The 20333-nt window shown below is 62.0% G+C and carries 18 protein-coding genes; 10 read left to right on the top strand and 8 right to left on the bottom strand.

Features of this window, described 5'->3' with window-relative positions; genetic code table 11:
• Positions 1–143: 143 nt before the first annotated feature.
• From GA566_RS23390 to GA566_RS23355, 8 genes are all read right to left on the bottom strand, one after another.
• Positions 144–443 (bottom strand): EscU/YscU/HrcU family type III secretion system export apparatus switch protein, encoded by a 300-nt coding sequence (locus GA566_RS23390; RefSeq protein ID WP_160474155.1) that lies wholly within the window; start codon positions 441–443, stop codon positions 144–146.
• Positions 440–1810 (bottom strand): flagellar hook-length control protein FliK, encoded by a 1371-nt coding sequence (locus tag GA566_RS23385; RefSeq protein ID WP_160474154.1) that lies wholly within the window; start codon positions 1808–1810, stop codon positions 440–442. The genes GA566_RS23390 and GA566_RS23385 overlap by 4 nt, the downstream gene beginning before the upstream one ends.
• A 131-nt stretch (positions 1811–1941) precedes the next feature.
• Positions 1942–2268, bottom strand: coding sequence for a flagellar protein FliT (locus GA566_RS23380; RefSeq protein WP_160474723.1), 327 nt, complete (start codon positions 2266–2268; stop codon positions 1942–1944).
• A 2-nt stretch (positions 2269–2270) separates the two neighbouring features.
• Positions 2271–2720: a flagellar export chaperone FliS gene (gene fliS, locus GA566_RS23375; RefSeq protein WP_137927650.1), complete on the bottom strand. Its 450-nt coding sequence runs from the start codon at positions 2718–2720 to the stop codon at positions 2271–2273.
• A gap of 27 nt (positions 2721–2747) precedes the next feature.
• Positions 2748–4163, bottom strand: coding sequence for a flagellar filament capping protein FliD (gene fliD, locus GA566_RS23370; RefSeq protein WP_137927651.1), 1416 nt, complete (start codon positions 4161–4163; stop codon positions 2748–2750).
• A gap of 62 nt (positions 4164–4225) precedes the next feature.
• Entirely contained in the window at positions 4226–4612 is a 387-nt protein-coding gene (locus GA566_RS23365; protein WP_137927652.1) for a flagellar protein FlaG, read from the bottom strand.
• A gap of 127 nt (positions 4613–4739) precedes the next feature.
• Complete coding sequence (locus GA566_RS23360; protein WP_137927653.1) at positions 4740–5930, bottom strand: FliC/FljB family flagellin; 1191 nt, start codon at positions 5928–5930, stop codon at positions 4740–4742.
• Positions 5931–6203: 273 nt separating this feature from the next.
• Positions 6204–6524 (bottom strand): RNA chaperone Hfq, encoded by a 321-nt coding sequence (locus GA566_RS23355; protein ID WP_137927654.1) that lies wholly within the window; start codon positions 6522–6524, stop codon positions 6204–6206.
• Positions 6525–7427: 903 nt separating this feature from the next.
• Between GA566_RS23355 and GA566_RS23350 the strand changes: the two genes are divergently transcribed.
• The 10 genes from GA566_RS23350 to GA566_RS23310 all read left to right on the top strand — a co-directional run bounded on the left by GA566_RS23350 (position 7428) and on the right by GA566_RS23310 (position 20211).
• Positions 7428–9392 carry a methyl-accepting chemotaxis protein gene (locus GA566_RS23350; RefSeq protein ID WP_137927655.1) on the top strand — a complete coding sequence of 655 codons (1965 nt, stop codon included), beginning with the start codon at positions 7428–7430 and terminating at the stop codon, positions 9390–9392.
• Between the two features lie 331 nt (positions 9393–9723).
• Positions 9724–12645: a type VI secretion system Vgr family protein gene (locus GA566_RS23345; RefSeq protein ID WP_160474153.1), complete on the top strand. Its 2922-nt coding sequence runs from the start codon at positions 9724–9726 to the stop codon at positions 12643–12645.
• Positions 12646–13233: 588 nt separating this feature from the next.
• Positions 13234–17412, top strand: a complete 4179-nt coding sequence (locus GA566_RS23340; RefSeq protein WP_160474152.1) for an RHS repeat-associated core domain-containing protein — start codon at positions 13234–13236, stop codon at positions 17410–17412.
• Positions 17409–17744, top strand: a complete 336-nt coding sequence (locus tag GA566_RS23335) for a hypothetical protein (protein WP_137926305.1) — start codon at positions 17409–17411, stop codon at positions 17742–17744. The genes GA566_RS23340 and GA566_RS23335 overlap by 4 nt, the downstream gene beginning before the upstream one ends.
• A 63-nt stretch (positions 17745–17807) precedes the next feature.
• Entirely contained in the window at positions 17808–18029 is a 222-nt protein-coding gene (locus GA566_RS33740; protein WP_370459343.1) for an RHS domain-containing protein, read from the top strand.
• A 57-nt stretch (positions 18030–18086) separates the two neighbouring features.
• The gene (locus GA566_RS33735; RefSeq protein ID WP_370459342.1) at positions 18087–18608 is read left to right on the top strand and encodes an RHS repeat-associated core domain-containing protein; all 522 of its coding nucleotides are present in this window, start codon (positions 18087–18089) and stop codon (positions 18606–18608) included.
• Positions 18605–18889, top strand: coding sequence for an immunity 53 family protein (locus GA566_RS23325; protein ID WP_160474151.1), 285 nt, complete (start codon positions 18605–18607; stop codon positions 18887–18889). Before GA566_RS33735 ends, GA566_RS23325 begins: the two co-directional genes overlap by 4 nt.
• Positions 18868–19056, top strand: a complete 189-nt coding sequence (locus GA566_RS33730) for an RHS repeat-associated core domain-containing protein (RefSeq protein ID WP_137926307.1) — start codon at positions 18868–18870, stop codon at positions 19054–19056. The genes GA566_RS23325 and GA566_RS33730 overlap by 22 nt, the downstream gene beginning before the upstream one ends.
• The gene (locus GA566_RS23315) at positions 19053–19529 is read left to right on the top strand and encodes a DUF4304 domain-containing protein (protein ID WP_160474149.1); all 477 of its coding nucleotides are present in this window, start codon (positions 19053–19055) and stop codon (positions 19527–19529) included. Before GA566_RS33730 ends, GA566_RS23315 begins: the two co-directional genes overlap by 4 nt.
• 415 nt (positions 19530–19944) lie before the next feature.
• Entirely contained in the window at positions 19945–20211 is a 267-nt protein-coding gene (locus tag GA566_RS23310; RefSeq protein WP_160474148.1) for a PAAR domain-containing protein, read from the top strand.
• Positions 20212–20333: the final 122 nt, after the last annotated feature.

Raw genomic sequence — 20333 nt, 5'->3', positions numbered from 1 at the left:
GATGTCTGTCCGCCCGGCGCGGACGGGCGGATCGATGCCTTGCACAGTAACAAGAGACATTCCAGGCCAGCGGCCCGAACACAAGCCGAAATTGGCGCTAATTCAGGCGGGGCGGGCCGCAGGTGATGCCTGCGGCGCCCGGATCAGACCCGTGCGGGGACGCCGGGGGTGGCGTCAGCGGGTGCTTCCATCTGGTGGAGCCAGGCCAGCAGTTCGGCCACGGCCACGTAAAGCTGGGGCGGGATCTGGCTGTCCAGGTTCACCTGCATCAGCAGGTTCACCAGCGCGGGCGAGCCGTGAACATAGACCCCGGCTTCGCGGGCGCGCGCGATGATGGCCTCGGCAGACATGCCGTAGCCTTTGGCCACCACGCGGGGGGCCTTGTCGTCGGACTGATAGGAGAGCGCGACGGCCGCGCCGCGATCGGGCTGGTTCGGAGTCATGCTGGCAGGGGGTTGGCAGGGATAGCGGGGATTGCGTCAGGCGACGGCGCATCCTCGATCGATACGTTCATGTTCAGCAGCGCGATCCCACGGGCTTCGAGCTGGCTGCGGAAATCGCCGCGACCTGCGTTCAGCTTTGCAGCGGTGTGGCTGCTGGCGGCCACGAGGCGGGCTTCGATGCCGTGCGCGCCGAGCGTCAGCACGGCATCGACACTGCCCAGTTGCGGCAGGTTCAGGCGCAGGCGTGTGCTCCAGCTCATCGCTTCGGCGTCGCCACCGGCTTGCTCGCGCGGCTGCTCGCGGGTGATCTCCCAGTCCATCGGCATGCCGGGCCAGGCATCGACCGTGGCACGGAACTGCTGCGTGGCCAGCAGTTCCAGCTGCTGGCGCACGGCGGTTTCGCTCGACGGATGGATAGCCGGGCCGGTGTCCTGCGCCGGCTGGGGCAATACGTTTTCAGGCGCGTTCCAGGTGGCGATGATCGCCGCGCGCTGGGCCTGCGCCATGTGGTGGCCTTCGTGCGAGACCTCGGCCGTGACCTGGTAGGCGTGCGCGGCGGCGCTGGCGTGCAGGGCACGGCGCTGCTCGGCGGCCGGGGTCAATGGCACGCCCGGTTGCGCTGCCGCATTGCTGGCGGCGTGGTGCTGGGCATTGCCCGGTTGCTGCGGCTGGGCGGCCGTCTTCGCGGCCACGTCAGCGGGAACGCCCGTGGAAAGCGGATAAATGGCCGGCCGCGTCAGTTCTGCCAGCAACGTGGCGCTGGGCGGGGCCGTCGTGGGCGGTGCAGCCGGGCCGGCATAGGGCAGCAGCGCAGCCGGCGCACCTGCCGTCGAACCTTGCTGCGGCACTGGTTGGCCCTGCGGCTGGGCGGACGGCTGCGCCGGATTGCGCAGCGCGGCCTGTGGTTCCTGCAGCAGCGAGGAAAGCGGACGTTGGCCGCCCACCCACTGCGCGAGGTGCGATTCGTAGAACATCCCGCTCTGGTCCACCAGCTTTGCGAGCGCGGTCGAGAGCGTGGCCGTGCCTTCGGCGTCCGCGGGCGGCCCGGCCATCAGCGGCGCACCGGCGCGCAGCGGCTGCGGCTCGGCATCGTCGAACAGCTCCAAGATGGCACGGGCGGCAAAGCTCAGCGTCTCCCGCGTGGAAAGGTTGCGTCCCTGCAGGCGCGGATCGACCATGCCCGCCAGCAGCGTGCCGGGCTGGCGAGCCTGGACGGTCTCGCCGGTGGACGACTGCACGTCGCCCTGCGACACGTCCTGTACCGGCATCAGCGCGGCGAGCTTGTCCACGGCGAGTGCGGGCCTGGACAGTTGCGGGTCCGGAGACGAATGCGGGATCAGCGAGGTTGGGATCTGGATGCCGGTCATGGGCGCGGGGTAGCGAGGGCGGCGATGGTCGGCGGGCGCGTGATGTTACGAGGCGATCCGCTGCGGGGCTAGCCGTTCCGATGATCCCTCCCGCACGAGGCAGGAGGGCAGGGGGTGCGGCAGCTTGATGCTCAGGCGCCGTACGCTGCGGACAGTTCGAGCTTGCGGCGCGAGTTGCTCATCAGCGCGCCCAGTTCGGCCAGGCGCGGGTGGGTCAGGTCGCGGATCCGGGCATCGTACGCCAGGATGCGTTCCAGCAACTGGAAGCGGCGCAGGCGCTCCGCGTCCGTGAACGGTGCATTGTGGTCCAGCTGGCGAAGGCGTTCCACCTCGGCCATATAGACGGTCTGCAGATCGGTGAGTGCATCCCAGTTCGATGCGCGGGCTGCCTCGAACATCTGCTCGGACAGCACCAGAAGCTCTTCGTAGCTTCTGACGATGGGGGACATGGAAAACATCATCATGAGTCCTGCAGGGCGGGTTGTGCGTCCCCCGCCGGCGACGCCTGCTCTGCGTCGGCGGGAGCTGCCGGATCGATCGCGGCCCACGCCGTGGAGAGGTTCTCCAGCAGCGTGTCCACTTCGTTCAGCTTTTCCACGTCGCTGTGCAGGTTGGCCAGCATCAGGCGACGCGTCATGTAGTCATAAAGCGAGTCGAGGTTGGCGGAAATTTCTCCGCCCGCCTCGTGGTCCAGCACCGCACGCAGCCCGTTGTCGATGATGTTGATGGCCTTCGAGATGGCGTTGCCACGCGCTTCCAGCTCGTTGTTCTCCAGATGGAACTTGGCCTTGGCAATCGCCGAGCGCGCGCCGTCGTACAGCATGACGATCAACTTGTGCGGGCTGGCACTCATGACCCCGGTCTGTACGCCGACCTGGGCATAGGCGTTGATTCCTTGGCGCGCGAACATGGCAACTTCTCCGTGACGTACTGCGTTTTACTTGTTGCTGGTGTTGTTCATTGCCGCGAACTGCTGCGTCAGGTACGTCTTGGTCTGGTTCATCTGCGACACCAGCACGTCCAGCGCCGTGAACTGCTTGCGGTAGCGCTCCATCACCACGTCGATGCGGTCCGAGGTGTCGGTGTACTTGTCTTCCAGGCCCTTCAGGGTGTCCGTGAGACCGGTGGTGACTGCATCCAGCGCACCGCCCGTGGCGTTCAGGCCGTCCACGTAGTTGGTGATGGTCTTGCCCATGCCGGTGACGCCTTCGCTGCCCGTGAAGAACGAGGTCAGGTCCTTGAAGTTGTTGGCCAGGACCTTCTTCAGCTTGTCATCGTCGACTTCCAGCTTGCCGGCGTTGTCGGTGCCGACATTGAACTCGATGCCGAGGTCCGACAGCGTGTTGGAGCCGCCGGCGCCGTTCGGGACCGACGTGTTCAGCATCGAACGCATGCTGGCCAGGATGTTGCGCAGCGTGTTGTCGCCGTTCAGCGCCGCCTTGGTGCCCGCTTCGGTGTCGAAGGCGGTCAGCGTCTTGGCGGCCGACAGCACGTTGTTGTAGGCGGTGACGAAGCCGTTCACGGCGGCGGTGATCGCGGTGTCGTCGCGGGTCACGGACATGTTCGTGGTGCCCGTGGACTTGATGGTCAGCGTCAGGCCCTGTGCGGCTTCCTCCACGGTGTTGCTCTGGCTGACGATGTCCAGGCCGTTGAGGTTCAGCTTGGCGTCGGCGGCCTTGACCGCTTCCTTCACGCCGTTGGGCTGCGTGGCCTGCGTCGGATCGAAGTTGACGATGTCGCCCACGGCGGCATCGCTCGCGGTGATCTTCATCTGCGACTTCGTACCGGTCTTCTCGGACGTCAGCACGATGTGGTAAGGCGTGCCGCTGCCATCGTTGACGATGCTGGCGGTGACGCCCGCATCGGCCTTGTTGATCGCGTCGCGGATGCCTTCCAGCGACGTGTCCGAACCCAGCGTCACGGTCTTGGTGGACGACGCTGCGCCGCCCGTGGCCATGTCGGCACCAAGATCGATCGTGATGGTGCCGCCGCCGATGGCGGCCTTCTGGTCCGCAACACCCTTCGACACCAGGCTCTGCGAGGCAGCCACCGAGGTGACGTTGACGGTGTAGGTGCCGGCCACGGCGGTGGAGTTGGCGGCGGCGGTCAGCACGCTTTCGCTGGTCACATAGGGCTTGACCGCAGCAAAGGTGGAAGCGGTGGCCAGCGTCTTGGCAGCGGCCGAGTACGCATCGAGCACGCTCTTGATCGTGCCGTAACCCGACAGCTTGGCCTGGAAGCTCTTGGCCTGGTTGTCGATGGCGGTGAGCTGGGTTTTTTCGTTGGCCTCGATCTTGTCGAGCAGATCGCCAAGTTCGAGGTTGGAGCCGACGCCGATGGAGGAGATTGCCATGTTCTTTTACCTGTTGTTATGACTTCAACTGATTTGGGCTTGAGACTTGCAAGCGGGGTTCGTCAGGCTTTCTGGCTGACGAACAGCCCCTGGAGCTTGTCGATGACATGCGCGAAGCGCAGCACCTCCTCGCTCGGCAACTGGCGGATCAGCTCGCCGGTTTCCTTGTCCACCACCTTGGTGATCACGCGGTTGGTGTCCTGGTCGATCTCGAACCGCACGCCGATCGACGTGGTCTTGAGCACGTCCATCAACTCGCCTACCGCCGCCGCCATGTCAGGGGACGTGCCGGCGGGCAATTCCACACCCGTGTCCGCGGAGGCCGCAGCCGCATAGGGCGCGGGGACGACCGAAGACGCCGCGGCAGGCATGGCCTGGGCGGCGCCGGGGAGCGCGAGGTCGGCGGTGACGCGTGCCGCCGTCAGGGAAACGGTTGAGGAGTACGCCATGTTCAGCTCCGTGCGGTGATGCAGGATCGGTGATGCGGTTGAAATGCTTTGCAGGCGGCGGTCCGCCTGCGAAACACTCCAGCAAAAAAGCCGGGCCTTGCGGCCCGGCCTTCTTGCGGCGCTACGATTAACGCAGCAGCGACATCACGTTTTGCGTGGTCGAGTTTGCCTGGGCCAGCACCGAGGTACCAGCTTGTTGCAGGATCTGCGCGCGGGTCATGTTCGACACTTCCGTTGCGTAGTCAGCGTCTTCGATGCGCGAACGCGAAGCCGACAGGTTGTTGATCGTCGTGCTCAGGTTGTTGATCGTCGACTCGAAGCGGTTTTGCACAGCACCGAGGCTCGAACGCAGGTTGTCAACCGATGCCAGGGCCGTGTCCAGCGTCTTCAGCGGGTCGGTCGTAGCAGCTTGCTGGAAGTCCGAAGCTTGCAGCGTCGAGCCCTTCAGCGTGAAGCCAACCGTCGAACCCGACACCGAACCGTCGGTCGGCTTGACGGCGATGAACATCGTCGTGGACGTGGCGGTACCGTTGCCGGCGAAACCCTTCGAAGCCAGGGCGTCGTTGTCGGCGGCGGTCAGGCCGGTCATCGACACTTGCACGAACCAGTTGCCCTTCGAATCAGCAACAACGCTTTGCGAGTTGATAGCTGCCGAAGTGTTCAGGCCCAGAGCGCGCTGGATGTCAGCGGCGACCACGCCGGTTGCCGAAGCAGCCGTCACCGGGGTGGAGGAACCCAGAGCCGTTTGAGCAGCTGCCGAACCGATCGAAGCCGTTGCGCCTTGCGGGCCGGCAACGCTGAAGCCAGCAACGCCCAGGGTCTTCGAGGTGATTTCCTTCAGCGCGATGCTGATGGTTTCGCTGTCGTTGGCGCCAACCTGGATCGACATGTTTTGGTCCTTGGCCAGGACCTTCACGCCGTTGAACTGGGTTTGTGCCGACACGCGGTCGATTTCCGACAGACGTTGCTTGATTTCGTCCTGGATCGACTTCAGGTCCGAACCCGAGTTCGTGCCCGTGGCAGCTTGCACGCCCAGTTCACGGATACGTTGCAGGTTGTTGTTGACTTCGCTCAGCGCGCCTTCGGTCGTTTGAGCGATCGAGATGCCGTCGTTGGCGTTACGCGATGCTTGCGTCAGGCCCTTGATGTTTGCCGTGAAACGGTTGGCAATGGCTTGGCCAGCTGCATCGTCCTTGGCGCTGTTGATGCGCAGACCCGACGACAGGCGTTGAATCGCGCTGTTCAGCGACGATTGCGACGTGTTCAGGTTGCTCTGCGTTTGCAGCGACAGAATGTTGGTATTGATGACTTGCGCCATGGTACGACTCCTATTTGCAATGTTGTAGGCATTCCGGCAGTTGCCGTAACGTTGGCTGCCTGCGTTGCAGGGCGTAGAGTGCCTCCGTTGCAAAGGTTATCGACCGAGGGGGGGAAGACTTTAGAGTGACTTGTGAGGGAGTTGCGGGCGCAGCCGGTTGTGCTATGGCTGGCGTCTTGTGGAGGCGCGTCCGTGCGGACGGCGTGCCTATATATATAGGTGCAGCGGCGGGCGCCTGGCCCGCACCCCGCTGCGTCAGCAGGGTTGGCCGGATCAGCGGCGCTTGCGGGTGCGTGGGATGTACAGGCGCACGAAATCCGGCGAGGCTTCGGCATCCAGCACGTCCGTGGCCAGTTCGGGCGCGTGCGACGGCGTGACCACCGTGATGGCGCGCTTGTAGATGAGCGTGGGCGAGGCATCGCGCTCGTCGCGTCCCAGCAGGATCATGTAGTTGTCCGAGGCCAGCACGACGCCATTCAGCCGCGTGCCATTCGACAGGTGGACGATGACTGCGAGGCGGCTGGCACTGTGCGCGGCAAACTGCAGTTGCTGCAGCTTGCGGCTGGGACGGGGAGCCTTGATTTCCTTCTTCACAACTTCTCCGGAAGAGCCCGCGAGGGATCTGTCGGCTGACAACGGTCCGGTGATCGGTTGTTCTGGTGGATGTCGCACTAAAAGTGACGGATATGACAGCCCGATCGCGGCGAGAATTGAAACATTCGCTCTCGGAACCGGGGCGGAGGCGGATCCGCATCGGCGGGGAGGACAGTCTCTTCAGGATAGTGGAGAACGCTGCCCAGCCCGCGTGCCATGCCGCCGCAGCCAGGAGAGAAGGGGAATACTTCAGGCCGGAGAGTAACAAAGTTTTACAACCATTGACGAATCGATGATGCTAGCCCGCATAGAGGAATAGTTCTACTTTAAGCGTTGCCAACGATTTGTGGTTGATGTAGCACTTTTGTTTGTCATGGGCTAGGCACACCATGCGCAGTCCGTGAAACCCGCGCCAGCTAAAGGTTTCCGGCAATCGTCCGTTATCTGCCGACAAGGCCAAAAGTAACCTTCGCCGTCACTTTTGGCAAAGATTTGCATCGCTCGTTACACCCGCCACAGGGGTAAACCCTGATAGAAACAGGATTTACACCTCATGTAAGCGGGTTTATATTCCGGGTTCGGGCCGGGTACAGCCGGCTCCTTTTTGCAAAGCAGTCCTGAAAGCCTACGAGCACCCCGCGCGTGGGCTTCTTTTTTTTTTGAGCCCGCGTCCTTGGCCGCGATTCCTGCCGGCGCCCGCCGGTTTCGGCGGATCGGGATGCACGGGACAGATTAGACGCCACCGGCTGCGTCCCCAATCAGGGGAAGAGCAGCGACTTTTCCCCTCAATTCGTTTTTTCGCTCAAGACCGTCAAAACGCCCGCCGATACCCGGCTGTGCGACACCCGGACACGGGTGGATACCGCTCGACCGAACAAAAAACCGGACAAAGGGTACGAAGTGATGGGCTTGCGAAAAATGGGGATTGGCGCGCGGATGTCGCTGGCGTTCTGCGTGGTTGTGCTGCTGCTGGCCGCCGTGGCTGCGGTAGGTGTCAGGTCGCTCGGCGCCATGAACGACGTGCTGCACACCGCTGTGGAGCAGCGCCTGGTGCGCGTGCTGGATCTGAAGCTGGCCAAGGAGCGCGCGCTGATGATCGGCGTGATGCTGCGTGACGCATCGCTGACCGAAGACAGCGCCATGGCTGCGCAGAATGCCGAGAAGATCGTCAAGCTGCGCGAGCAGATCGGCGCCACGCTCGATAGCCTGGGCAAAGCCATGCGCGCCTCCGGCAGCGCGCAATCGACCGCTGCATTCGATGCCTTGACGCAGGCACGCGGCGCCTATAACGAACAGCTCGACCAATTGCTGGCCCAACTGCGCGCGGGGGATTTCCCGGCTGCGCGTACGGCGCTGGTGTTGACGCTGCCCCTGGCCCAAGGCGCCTATTTCGAAAAACTCGACGCCTTCGCCGACCTGGGCCGCAAGCTGGCGGCTGACGCCGTGGAGGACGCCACGAACCAGTACGAATTCACGCGCAACCTGCTGGTCGGCCTGTCCGTGGCTGCGGCCATCATCGCTACGCTGCTCGGCGTGGCGCTGGCACGCTCGGTAACGCGCCCCGCCGCACAGGCGCTGGACGCTGCCGAAGCACTGGAGCAAGGCCAGCTCGGCCACATCATCGAAATCCGCACTCACGACGAGATGGGCCGCATGCTGGGCGCCCTGGAACGCGCCTTCGGACAATTGGGCGCGCTCGTGCGCGGTATCCAGCAGGCCGCCGGCTCGATCGACACGGCGGCGCGCGAGATTGCCACCGGCAACACCGATCTGTCGCAACGCACGGAAGAGCAGGCCGCATCGCTCGAACAGACCGCCGCCTCGATGGAGCAACTGACCTCGACGGTGCGCCAGAACGCCGAGAACGCACGGCAGGCCAACCAGCTGGCGGTCAACGCGTCGGACGTGGCCACGGAAGGCGGCCGCGTGGTGCGCGGCGTGGTGGATACGATGGAAGGCATTTCGAAGTCGTCAGCGCGCGTGGCGGAAATCATCGGCGTGATCGAAGGCATCGCCTTCCAGACCAACATCCTGGCGCTGAACGCGGCGGTGGAAGCTGCGCGCGCCGGTGAGCAGGGCCGGGGGTTCAGCGTGGTGGCAGCCGAAGTGCGCAGCCTGGCGCAGCGCTCGTCGTCGGCAGCCAAGGAAATCGGCGAACTGATCAACGGTTCCGTGCGTCAGGTGCAGGACGGCGCGAAGCAGGTGGAAGTGGCGGGCAAGACGATGGACGACATCGTGGGCGCGGTGCGTCGCGTGACGGACATCATGGGCGAAATCTCGGCGGCCAGCGAAGAGCAGACCGCCGGCATCGAACAGGTCAGTTTGGCTATCACGCAGATGGAAAGCGTGACGCAGCAGAACGCCGCGCTGGTGGAGGAAGCCAGCGCCGCCGCCGAAAGCCTGCTGCAGCAGGCCGGTGGTCTGGTCAGCGAAGCCGCGCGCTTCGAACTGGGCCAGCCGGGGCAGGGCGCGCGTCATGCCGCACACCACGTAGAGCAATATGTCGCACCGGTGAAATCGCTGCCGCCGGCCAAGACCGCACGGGCGCTGCCCGCCCCGCGCAAAACGGTAGCAAAACCGGCCCCCGTCGCACGGACCGCACCGGCTGCGCCCGCGGCAACGAAACTGCGTCCGGCCCAGAAGCCTGCCGCACCTCAACGCGCGGCGGCCGTGCCGGCTGCGGTCCGCCCGCCGGTCCAGCGCAAGGCCGACGCCGCGCCGGTGCTGGCCCGCCAGCCCGCCAAGCCCGCTGCGTCCCGCGCGCCGGTCGTGCATCAACGCAAGGAACCGATCCTGGCCACCGCGCGCCGTCCGGCCGCAGCGCCCAAGCCGGCCATGGCCGATGCGGGTGACTGGGAAACGTTCTGATCGGCGGCAGGTTGAGGCAAAACGGCGCAGGGTTATGAACTGCACCGTTTTGTTTGCGTGATCTTCCCGTGTTCTGTGCGCAGCTAATGCGTAGCGGAACGGTACCTACGTCTTGCAATTTGCGCAAAATCCAGTAACTCGAAACTAAGCAGGAATTTCAGAGTATTTAGGAATTTCGCGATGTCGACGCATGGTGCGGCGCTGATAAGTTCAGCGCGTCGGCGTTAATTCTTGTGTTCTGAAAGGCTTCGCGCACTGCTCCAGAGTGTCTGGCTGCGACCGCACTCCTTGTTGAATTGACGACTGTCAACTCTTCAAGGAGCGTATTCGCATGGGCAATCGTTTGCCGCCACCTTCCGCCCGTACGGTCACCGTCAATGGCGATGGCCTGCCAAATGTCATGGGCCAGCCTGCGTTGGTCTTCTCCAAGCTCACCGGGACCGAAAGCCTTTGCGAACTCTTCGCCTACGAACTTGAGCTCCGTACGCCGGATGATCGCAATGCGCTGTTCGGCCCCGCCGCAGATCTCGACACCCACGCACTCCGCGGAAGGGAGCTAACCGTCATCATCCAGTTGGATGGCAGCGGCACCGGACTCGCGGCAGGCACTGGCACGGGTACGCGCGAGATTACCGGCATCGTGACCGATGTGCGAGGGCCGTTGCCGGAGGGGCGCCAGATTGTCTATCGGTTGACGCTGCGCCCATGGCTTTGGCTGGCGACACTGACGAAAGACTTTCGCATCTTCCAGCAGCAGAGTGTGGTCGAGATCATCGATACGCTGCTGTCTGACTATGCTTTTCCAGTCGAGCGTCGCCTCGACGTGACGCGATATCCCAAGCGCGATTACCAGGTGCAGTACGGGGAGAGTGATTTCGATTTCTTCCAGCGCCTCACGCAAGAGTGGGGCATTGCTTGGCATATCGAGCATGGCGATGGCAGACACCGACTGGTGCTGACAGACGGAAACGGCGCATTCAAGCCCTTCGTGAGCGCGGCCTATCACGAGATGCGCTGGCAATGCTCGTCGGACCGCATCGACGAGGAACATCTGCACGAATTCGAATTGCACGACCGGCTAGTGTCCGGCCAGTGGACCACGTCCGACTCGGATTTCGTCAGACCGCGGGCGGATCTTGTGGTGCGGTCGGCCGATCCGCTCGATACCGGGCATGCGGGTCAGGAGGTCTACGAGTTCCCGGGCGACCACGCGCAACCGACTAGCGGCAACGATCCATGGAAGGATGGCGAGCAGATCGCCCGCGTCCGCATGGAGGCGTTGCGCCAGCACGGCAGCCGCGCCAAGGGTCGTGGCAACGTCCGCGCGATGGTGCCAGGCTGCACGTTTTCCCTCACGAATTTCATCCAGGACCGTGCCAATCGCGAGTACCTGATCCTGGGTACGCAATTGCTGATTGAGGACGTGGGCGAATCCACGGACGCCCCGCAAACCTGGCGCTGCGAAGTGTCCTTCATCGCGCAGCCCTCCAATGAACTCTATCGTCCGGATCGCACACAATCCAAGCCGCGTACACAAGGGCCGCAGACCGCTACAGTGGTCGGCCCGGAGGGCGAGGAGACCTGGACGGACGAATATGGGCGCATCCGTATTCAGTTCCATTGGGATCGGCTCGGACAGCGCGATGACAACAGTTCGTGCTGGGTGCGCGTCGCGACACCGTGGCAGGGCGAACGCTTTGGCGCGGTACACGTGCCCCGTATCGGCCAGGAGGTGGTTGTCGAGCACCTGAACGGTGATCCTGACTGTCCGATCGTGTCGGCAGGCATGCCGAACAAGTTGAACATGCCCCAATGGCCGCTCCCCGAGCATCATGCCCTGTCGGGTTTCGTCAGCAAGGAACTGCATGGCGAACGCAGCAACAGTTTTGTTCAGGATGCGAGTGAAGGACAGATCCAGACCCAGTTGCAGAGCGATCATCAGACATCGTGGCTAGGCCTGGGCTTTCTGACGCGCGTGTTGCGCGGCGCCGGGCGCAAGGACAAACGCGGCGAGGGGTTCGAGTTGCGCACCGATGCGCAAGGGGTGGTACGTGCCAACGGCATGCTGCTGACCACCGAGGCGCGCGCCAACGCCCGCGAGCATCACAAGGACATGGGCGAAACGGTCCGGCGCCTGACCGTGGCGTGCGATCAGCAGGAGACGCTGGCCCGGCTTGCACAAGAGTTTCAGGTGCAGGAACCGGGAGATCAGGCCGAGGTGGCGAAGATCATCAAAGCGCAGAACGACGATATTCGCGGTAGCGGCAGTGCCAACCCAGAGGCGGGAAGTTTCCCCGAACTGTCCGCTCCGCACTTGGTGTTGGCGAGTCCCGCCGGCATCGAGACCAGCACAGCGCGTTCTACGCACCTGGCCTCGGGCGAACACCTTGCGCTAACCAGCGGCGGTCACACGAGTCTTGCCGTCGGCCAGCGGCTGCTGGCGAGCGTGAGCCGTGGCGTGCGCGTCTTCATCCAGAGCATGGGATGGCGACTGGTTGCGGCCGGCGGAGACATCGATCTTCGCGCCCTGCAGGACAGCATCCATCTGCTGGCCAAGCTGAACATCACTGCAACGGCCAACCGCATCACGCTGTCCGCGAAGGAAGAACTCGTCGTCAGCGGCGGCGGCAGCGCCACGGTCTACAGCGCCGGGGGCATCACGCACCGTACTGGCGCCGCCTACACCATCCACGCGGCGAGCTACAAGCTCACAACTGCCAGAACGCACGCCGCGCAGTTTCCCGAGCCGCCGAGGCCGGGCAAGGGAAATCTCGAACTGTTCAATCGGTACGCGAATCGCCGGGGCTTTGACGGTGGTGGCTTCCGTGTGGAAGACGCACTCGGACAGTTCAGCAACGGCGCGTTGGACGGGAAAGGCTTCGCTGCGGCCAGCGGTATCGCGCCGGGTCCAGGCAAGGTGGTGTTTGGAATCGATCCTGCGGATACGTGGGCACAGGGCAGTCATGTTGGCACACCCACCTGGTCAGCGAAGGCCCCGGCGATGAAAGCAATCGGCGGCGCGAGCGCGATAGCCAGCCAGGTAGGCGATGGCGTCGCTCAAGCAAATCAGATGCTGCAGATCACACAGCAGCTTACTGATACGGCAAAGGCTGGAGGGACTGGTCTCGCGAGCCACGGGCAATCGACTGCGCAATCGTTCCTGAGCAAGGTTGCGACGGTCAGCTTACCTGCGCTACCTGCGCCAATCCCGCGTCCCGTCATGCCTTCGTTCCGCACGCCCGGGTTCGTCTGAGCCTATTCCTGACAACGAATAATCCACTATGACGAATCCACCCAACGGTGCCGATCCACGCGGCCCGCAAACCGCCGTCGCCCCGTTAAACACGATCGCCGTAGAAGACATCGGCAAGGGCGCAGCCGAGTTCGATGCGTGGCTGCAGGAGGTGAGCGGTGGTGCGGTCACGCTCGATCGCATCCGCATGGTCGCGGGCAGCGTGCCGGTGGTGGGCAACATCATGGCGCTGGTCGATGCGCTGGGCGATGTGGTCACCCTCACGCGTAGCAAGTCTCCAGACTTCCTGGACTGGGTGAGCCTGGGCATCAACCTGATCGGCATCGTGCCGGTGCCGCCGGGGATGGCAGCGGCGCGCATGAGCCTGCGTCCGACGTTGGCGCTGGTGCGGCAGGAGTTGCGGCAAGGGGCCAAGTTCGTGCTGGGCGATGCGCTGGTCGAGGTGCTGGTGGGGCATCTGAACGCGACCATCGTCGGTGAGCTGGATGACTTCGTCACGCAGGCGCAGGCCAAGTTGCCGGGCATTCTGCAGGACGCGGGCGAACTGGGCGAGAAGCTGCTGATCGAGATCGCGATGGGCTCGAAGCGGTGGCACTCGGCAAGCTCAAGACGACCGCCCATCTGCAGCAGGCGGTCACGCAACTGCATGATCCGAAGTCTACCTTCCCCAATATCTTTGGCGCGGTGTGGAGCGTCTACAAGGCAGCGGGCAAGGCGGTGGCGAACACCGCGGTCCAGCTCGCGATGCCGACGGCGATCCAGCAGAAGGTGGTGGCGAGCAGCACGCAACTGCGCACGCTCGCGCCCGTGGTGCGCCAGCAGATGATGACGCTGGCCGATCCGCAGACGGCGCACAGCATCGGCTGGCTGCTGTCGATGCTTGCTCAGGCGGTGGTGCGCTGGCGCAAGAAGCGCAGTGTGGGCCAAAGCATCAACGTCAAGGCGCGTCAGGTCAGCGTGGCGAAGCGGCAAGGCCACCAGGGACAACTGGAGAGCACGAACAGGCAGGTGCCGGCCAAGGGCAGCCCGGGCTGCAAGAACTGTCCCGCTCCGGCCAACACCCTGCGCAGCATCAGCTTCGCCACCGGCGACGAGACGATCTCGCACACCGACTTTGTCCTGCCGGGCCTGATGCCGATCGAATGGACACGGACGTATCGGTCGAGCCTCGGCGCTTACGATGGCAGCGAATCCGGCGCGCGCTGGATCACGCCCTACACGATCCGCTTCGATGTGGTGAAGCAGGGTGTGCAACACGGTGGGAACGAGAGCCTGCTCTACCACGCCGCCGATGGCCGCAGCCATGCCTATCCGCTGCCCGGGATCGACCAGTATCACCACGATCCCATCGAAGACGTGACGCTCGTACGCGTCTCGGCCAGCATTCTCACGCTCGCGCGCGGCTTCGAGAGTACGGAGACCTATCAGCGCCACGGCAAGCGCTTCCGTCTCATTGGCATCATGCTGCGCAACGGCGCCGGCATCTCCCTGCATTACGACCATCGCGTCGATCAAGACACGATGCTGTCGAACGTGATCGCCTTCCAGGGCGAAACGATCCTGGCGCACCTCGGTATCCGTCCCGATGATCAGGGCCGCATCGCCGAACTCTGGCAGATCGCCGACGGCCAGCCCGTGCGCCAGTTGACGCGCTATACCTACGACGCAGCGGGCGACCTCGTGATGGCGCAGGACGAGAACGCGGCCTACTGGGAGTACACCTATCAGCACCACCTCGTCACCCGCTACACCGACCGCACGGGTCGTGGCATGCACCTGCAGTGGCAGGGGGACGGTCCCGATGCGAAGGCCGTGCGCGAATGGGCCGATGACGGCAGCTTCGACACCACCCTCGCGTGGGACGAGAACATCCGTCTGACGTATGTCACCGATGCCCACGGCAATCAGACGCAGCACTACTACGACCGCCTCGGCTACACGTATCGCATCCGGCACCCCGATGGCCTCTCCGAATGGTTCTTCCGCGACGACGCGAAGAACGTCATCCAGCACATCCACACGGATGGCGCGATCGACCGGTTTGCCTATGACGCCAGCGGCAATCTGGTCGAGCACATCCGCCCGGACAGCAGCGCCGTGCATTACGCGTGGGACGACAAGCGCCAGCTCATCAAGGCGAGCGACGCCGAAGGCGGCCTGTGGCGGCGCGACTACGACCTCAAGGGCAACGTCACCGAGGCCATCGATCCGCTCGGCAACAAGACCACCTACGCCTACAACAAGGCGGGGTTGCCGGTGGAGATCACCGACGCCAAGGGCGGCACGAAACAACTGAGTTACACGGTAACGGGCCAACTCGCCAGTTACACCGATTGCTCGGGCAAGACGAGTGCGTGGCAATACGGCGCGCGCGGCGAGTTACTGAGGTTCACCGATGCCGCCGGTGGGGTGACGCAGTACCACTACGAAGCCGGGCAACTCACCCGGATCGTGCATCCCGACGAAAGAATCGAACGCTTCGAACGCGACGCCGAAGGACGCCTGCTCGCCCACATCGATGCCCTGCACCGCCGCACCACGTGGCGCTACAACGAAGCGGGCCAGATCGCCGAACGCACCGACGCCGCGAGCCAGACACTTGCGTATCAATGGGACCGGCTCGGGCAGTTGACCACCCTCGTCAACGAGAACGGCGCGCGCACCGACTTCCACTACGACCCCGTCGGACGCTTGCTCGACGAAACTGGCTTCGATGGCAAGACCACGCGCTATGTCTACCAGTCGGAATCCGGCACGCTGCACTATCAGGTCGAAGCCGGCCAGTTCAAGACGGCCTTCGGCTTCGATGCGATGGGCCGCCTCGTCAGCCGGCAGGCGGGCTCAGTCGATGCCGAGCAGCCGCAACAAACCGAAACCTTCGCCTACGACGGCAACGGCCGCCTGCTGTTGGCCGAGAACGCCGACAGCCGCCTGCAATGGTTCCACGACGACGCCGGCAATGTGGTGCGTGAGCACCAGCACTATCGATCGCTGAACCAGCCCGTGGTCGCGGTCTGGCGACACGAGTACGACGCATTGAACGAGCGCATCGCCACGGTCCGCCCAGACGGCCATCGTGTCGAAGTGCTCACCTACGGCTCGGGCCACGTCCACGGCGTGATGCTCGATGACAGGGAGCTGGTCCAGTTCGAGCGCGACGCCCTGCACCGCGAGGTGCTGCGCACCCAAGGCAATCGGCTCACCCAGTCGCAGGTCTACGACCCGGTCGGACGATTGCTGGAACAGACGCTCTCGCCCGTGGCGGGCGCGCACGCCGGCCAGCGCATGCTGCATCGCCAGTACCACTACGATGCCGCTGGCCAACTGTCCGACATCCGCGACATGCGCCGCGGCACGCTGCAATACCGCTACGACCCGATCGGAAGGTTGCTCGAAGCCACCAGCGCGCTCGGCCAGGAAACCTTCGCCTTCGACCCGGCGGGCAACCTGCTGCACGATCCGGACACCCGCACCTTTGCGGCCGACCCAAGCACGGGACGCCCGGAGTTCCACACCCGCCTGCAAGGCCCACCGAAACTCGTCGACAACCTGCTGCGGCAATACGCCGGTACCCACTACGACTGGGACGCACGCGGCAACCTCGCCACCCGCACCCACAACGGCGTGCGCGAGGACTTCACGTGGGACGCCTTCAATCGTCTGACCGGCTGGCGCAGCCCCGACGTGGAAGTGCAATACAGCTACGACGCGCTCGGCCGACGGCTGTTCAAATCCTCCACCGCGCGCTACATCCCCAACCCCTTCGACGGCGAGATCTACCAGCGCAACGAACAGGCCCGACACAACCAGCGTCACGGCTGCGCCTTCACGCTCTACGGCTGGGACGGCGACCAACTGGCCTGGGAATGCCGCCAGGAACCCGAATCGGGGGCCGACACGCACTTCCGCCCCATCTCCGGCGCGGCCCGCACCACCCACTACCTCTACGAACCGGGCAGCTTCGTGCCGCTGGCCCAGGCGGTGCGTCAAGGCTCGATCCGGCTGCACCGGCAACCGGTCTACGAGGGCGGCTACGACATCGACGAAGACCCGCTGTGGACGTACACCATCCCGCCGCAGCCGTTTGATGCGATGGCCTGGTATCAGTGCGACCACCTCGGCACGCCGCAGGAACTGACCGACGAGACAGGCGGAATCGCATGGAGCGTGCAGTACAAGGCGTGGGGCGCGGCGCAGGCGGTAATCTCGGACGCCGCCCGCAAGGCGGGGATCCAGAATCCGTTGCGATTCCAGGGGCAGTACTTCGATCATGAGACCGGGCTGCATTACAACCGGTATCGGTATTACGATCCGGCGAGCGGGCGGTTCATCTCGAAGGATCCTATCGGCTTCGCTGGCGGATTGAATGTCTTCCTGTATGGGCCGAATCCGACTGGTTGGATTGACCCGCTGGGGCTGGAGCGCCTCAAGAATGCAATCGAGGGAGCACGAAGGGAAGACGTCTTTAACGCGTCGATGCGAATGAAGCATCCGAACGCAACCATCCAGTGTCAGTGCTATTTGCGAGACGCACAAGGAAAATCAGTGAAAGACCCACGCACAGGAGAACGCAGACGTATCGACACAGCAGTTATTGAAAATGGAAAAGCACTGACATTTGAGGTGACAAGTCCAACGGCTAATAAATTTGATCAATTGGCGAAGGAGAATAGAATTATCGAAAGTGGAGGTAAATATATTTCTGATCGGAAAACTAGAAAATTAATCCCGGTCATTGGTTTATCAAAAGTGGAGAGAATTGAATGACGGATAATGATTATACTGTTTGGAATATAGATTCATTATCGGATGCATATGCCGGCACCCCTGATCTCGCTGGTGCATTGACAGTGGCACTGGAGGCACTATTCACGTTCATGGAAAATGAAGGATTGCTTCTTTGTCGTGTCACCGACGACCGTGGCCGTATTGTCAAGCGACATATCATGGCAAGCGAACTAACAGACGAGGGGGATCAGCTCAGCAACGGCCCAAGAAACGCTGTGCATAGATGGCTTGGCTCCAAAGGAGTAACTAAGTCCCCCCCGGATCTAAAAATTCTAAAAAAGGAGCTGGCCAAAATGCGGGAAAAAAAATAGTCAAGCTAGCGCAATTGCAAAAGAGCGTAGCACTCTGGAGGTCTCTACGGACCCGGCTGCTTCGTGCCCCTGGCCCAGGCAGTGCACCACGGCTCGATCCGGCTCCACCGGCAACCCGTCTACGAGGGCGGCTACAACATCGACGAAGACCCGCTGTGGACGTACACGCTCCCGCCGCAACCGTTCGACGCGATGGCGTGGTACCAGTGCGACCACCTGGGCACGCCGCAGGAACTGACCGACGAGACAGGCGGAATCGCGTGGAGCGTGCAGTACAAGGCGTAGGGCGCGGCGCAGGCGGTAATCTCGGACGCCGCCCGCAAGGCGGGGATCCAGAATCCGTTGCGATTCCAGGGGCAGTACTTTGACCACGAGACGGGGCTGCATTACAACCGGTATCGGTATTACGATCCGGCGAGCGGGCGGTTCATCTCGAAGGATCCTATCGGCTTCGCTGGCGGATTGAATGTCTTCCTGTATGGGCCGAATCCGGTGGGGTGGGTGGACCCGCTGGGGTTGACGAAGAAATGTAAGGGCTGCGTACCACGCTGCAATGATGTTGCCTCGCAGGTGCCAAAAACTGCCGAAGAAATGGCTCAAGAACTTTCCAAGCAGATAAATCAGAACTCTGTTTCATTTTCCACGCCAAAAACACAGGGGCATATCGATTTACAGGGAAGTTCACATTACGACAAAGCCACAAATACGGTAATCCCGACCCCGCATGTTCAAACCAGGGACACTAATGTCGGGCCTAATGGTCAAATAACCACATCAAAGAAAACGGAAGTAACAAGACACGCTTCTAAGCGTGACATCCGTATCGCGAGGGAGCTGGCAAAGCGAAAAGGACTATGCAGATGAAAGATCTGATTGAGATGCTGCAAGAATGGTATAGCTCGGAGTGCAATGGGAGCTGGGAACATTCTTATGGAATAAATATATCTACCCTAGATAACCCCGGTTGGGCCGTTACCATAAACAAAGCTCTTTCCAAAGGGGGGCTTCAAATAAACATTGATCGTGATGAAGGTGATTGGATTCGTGTGATGGCAACAAAATCTAAATTTGAAGGATATGGCGGTCCTAAAAATCTGAGGGAATTGTTGGTATTAGCTTTTGAGTGGTTGGGGGAAAAAGAATAATACTCTGTGGATTGGGGAGCGGCGCAAGAGGTGATCGGTATTACGATCCTACGGCGGGGCGGTTCATTAGCAAGGAGCCGATTGGCTTCGCTGGCGGATTGAATGTCTATCCGAGCACCGGGAAAATCTCTCGAAATGTAGTAATACCCAAGCCAGGGGCGGAATGATGGATTCAAAAAAGCCATTTTCGACGAGTGGGGCATTTGGAAATGCCGCAAAAAAAGCGGGATTCAATGGCGCGGGAAATACTCGCTTTATCGAATATTCAAGCTACTGGGTAATAATAAACCGTCAAAAATCAGCTTATGGAAAGCAATTTTATGTAAATGTTGGGATTTTATTCAAAGAGCTGCTAGAGTATCCATTAGGCGTGGGGAATATTGGAATGGTTTTAAAAATGAAAAGCAGTATTGAGCCTCATGCTAGATGGAGGATTGAGCGATCTCCCGGAATGCCATCGGATATTGTCGAGCGCATAAATCGCAGTATTGAGGGAGAACAAATGAATGAACTTGAACTTGCTCTTTTTGAAACATTCAGCAGTCTGCTCGCGTTCCTGAGCCAGAATCACAATAGGTCGACCATTCGCAAGCTACACAGTGAAGGGCAACTTCCGGCGATTTTGCTGAAGGAAGTTTGATGGAGAGGATGTCTGCATTGCTGGTGCGTCCAAGTAAGTTGGGCTCTTGGGCCTGACCTGTCGTAGTCCGAAATAGTTTTGATGATTTTACAGAGGAATGAATTGAACGACTAAAACGGAAAGTAAGCGCATGGCTAGGATAAAAAAGCAGATAAAGATCCTCCAAATATGAAAATATTAGAGAAGGATCTTTCCAAGATTCGAGAGGGAAAGTAATCAACTGACGCAACCGGCGAGATCGGGTGGAGTGTGCAATACAAGGCGTGGGGGGTGGCGCAAGCGGTGATCTCCGACGCCGCACGCAAGGCCGAATCCAGAATCTGCCGCGGTTCTTCAGGGCCGCACTTCAATTGGTCGAAGAGTTCCTGCTTGTCAGCTATGAACGATTCAACCCTCCAATCCAACTACCATCACAATGACTGAAAATATCATCTGCCAGGGCGACTCAACCGACCACGGAGGTGTTGTCCTCGAAGGCTTCTCCAACACCGACCTGGATGGGCGCAAGATCGCCGGGCGAGGGCATATGGTGTCGTGCCCGAAATGCAGGGGTGTTTTTCCGATTGTCGAAGGGAACCAGCAGTACACCGTCGACGAAACGCCTGTGGCACTGCATGGGATGAAGACGGCGTGTGGCGCCATATTGATTGCCGGCCGTATGTCGGCTGAGGTTGGCAGTTGACGCTCGATGTTTCATTTGAAGTGCACGGTCTGCCACTGAAAGCCCACTGAAAGCAAACAGTCAGGCGCGGTTTTCAGCGGTCGCATAAAATGTCGGCTCTCTCCATCCGACACAAGAGCAGC

This window comes from Cupriavidus sp. SW-Y-13, from assembly GCF_009793345.1.
Lineage (GTDB): Bacteria > Pseudomonadota > Gammaproteobacteria > Burkholderiales > Burkholderiaceae > Cupriavidus.
Note: the sequence above shows the minus strand (reverse complement) of the source record. Positions and strands in the feature narration are given on the sequence as shown.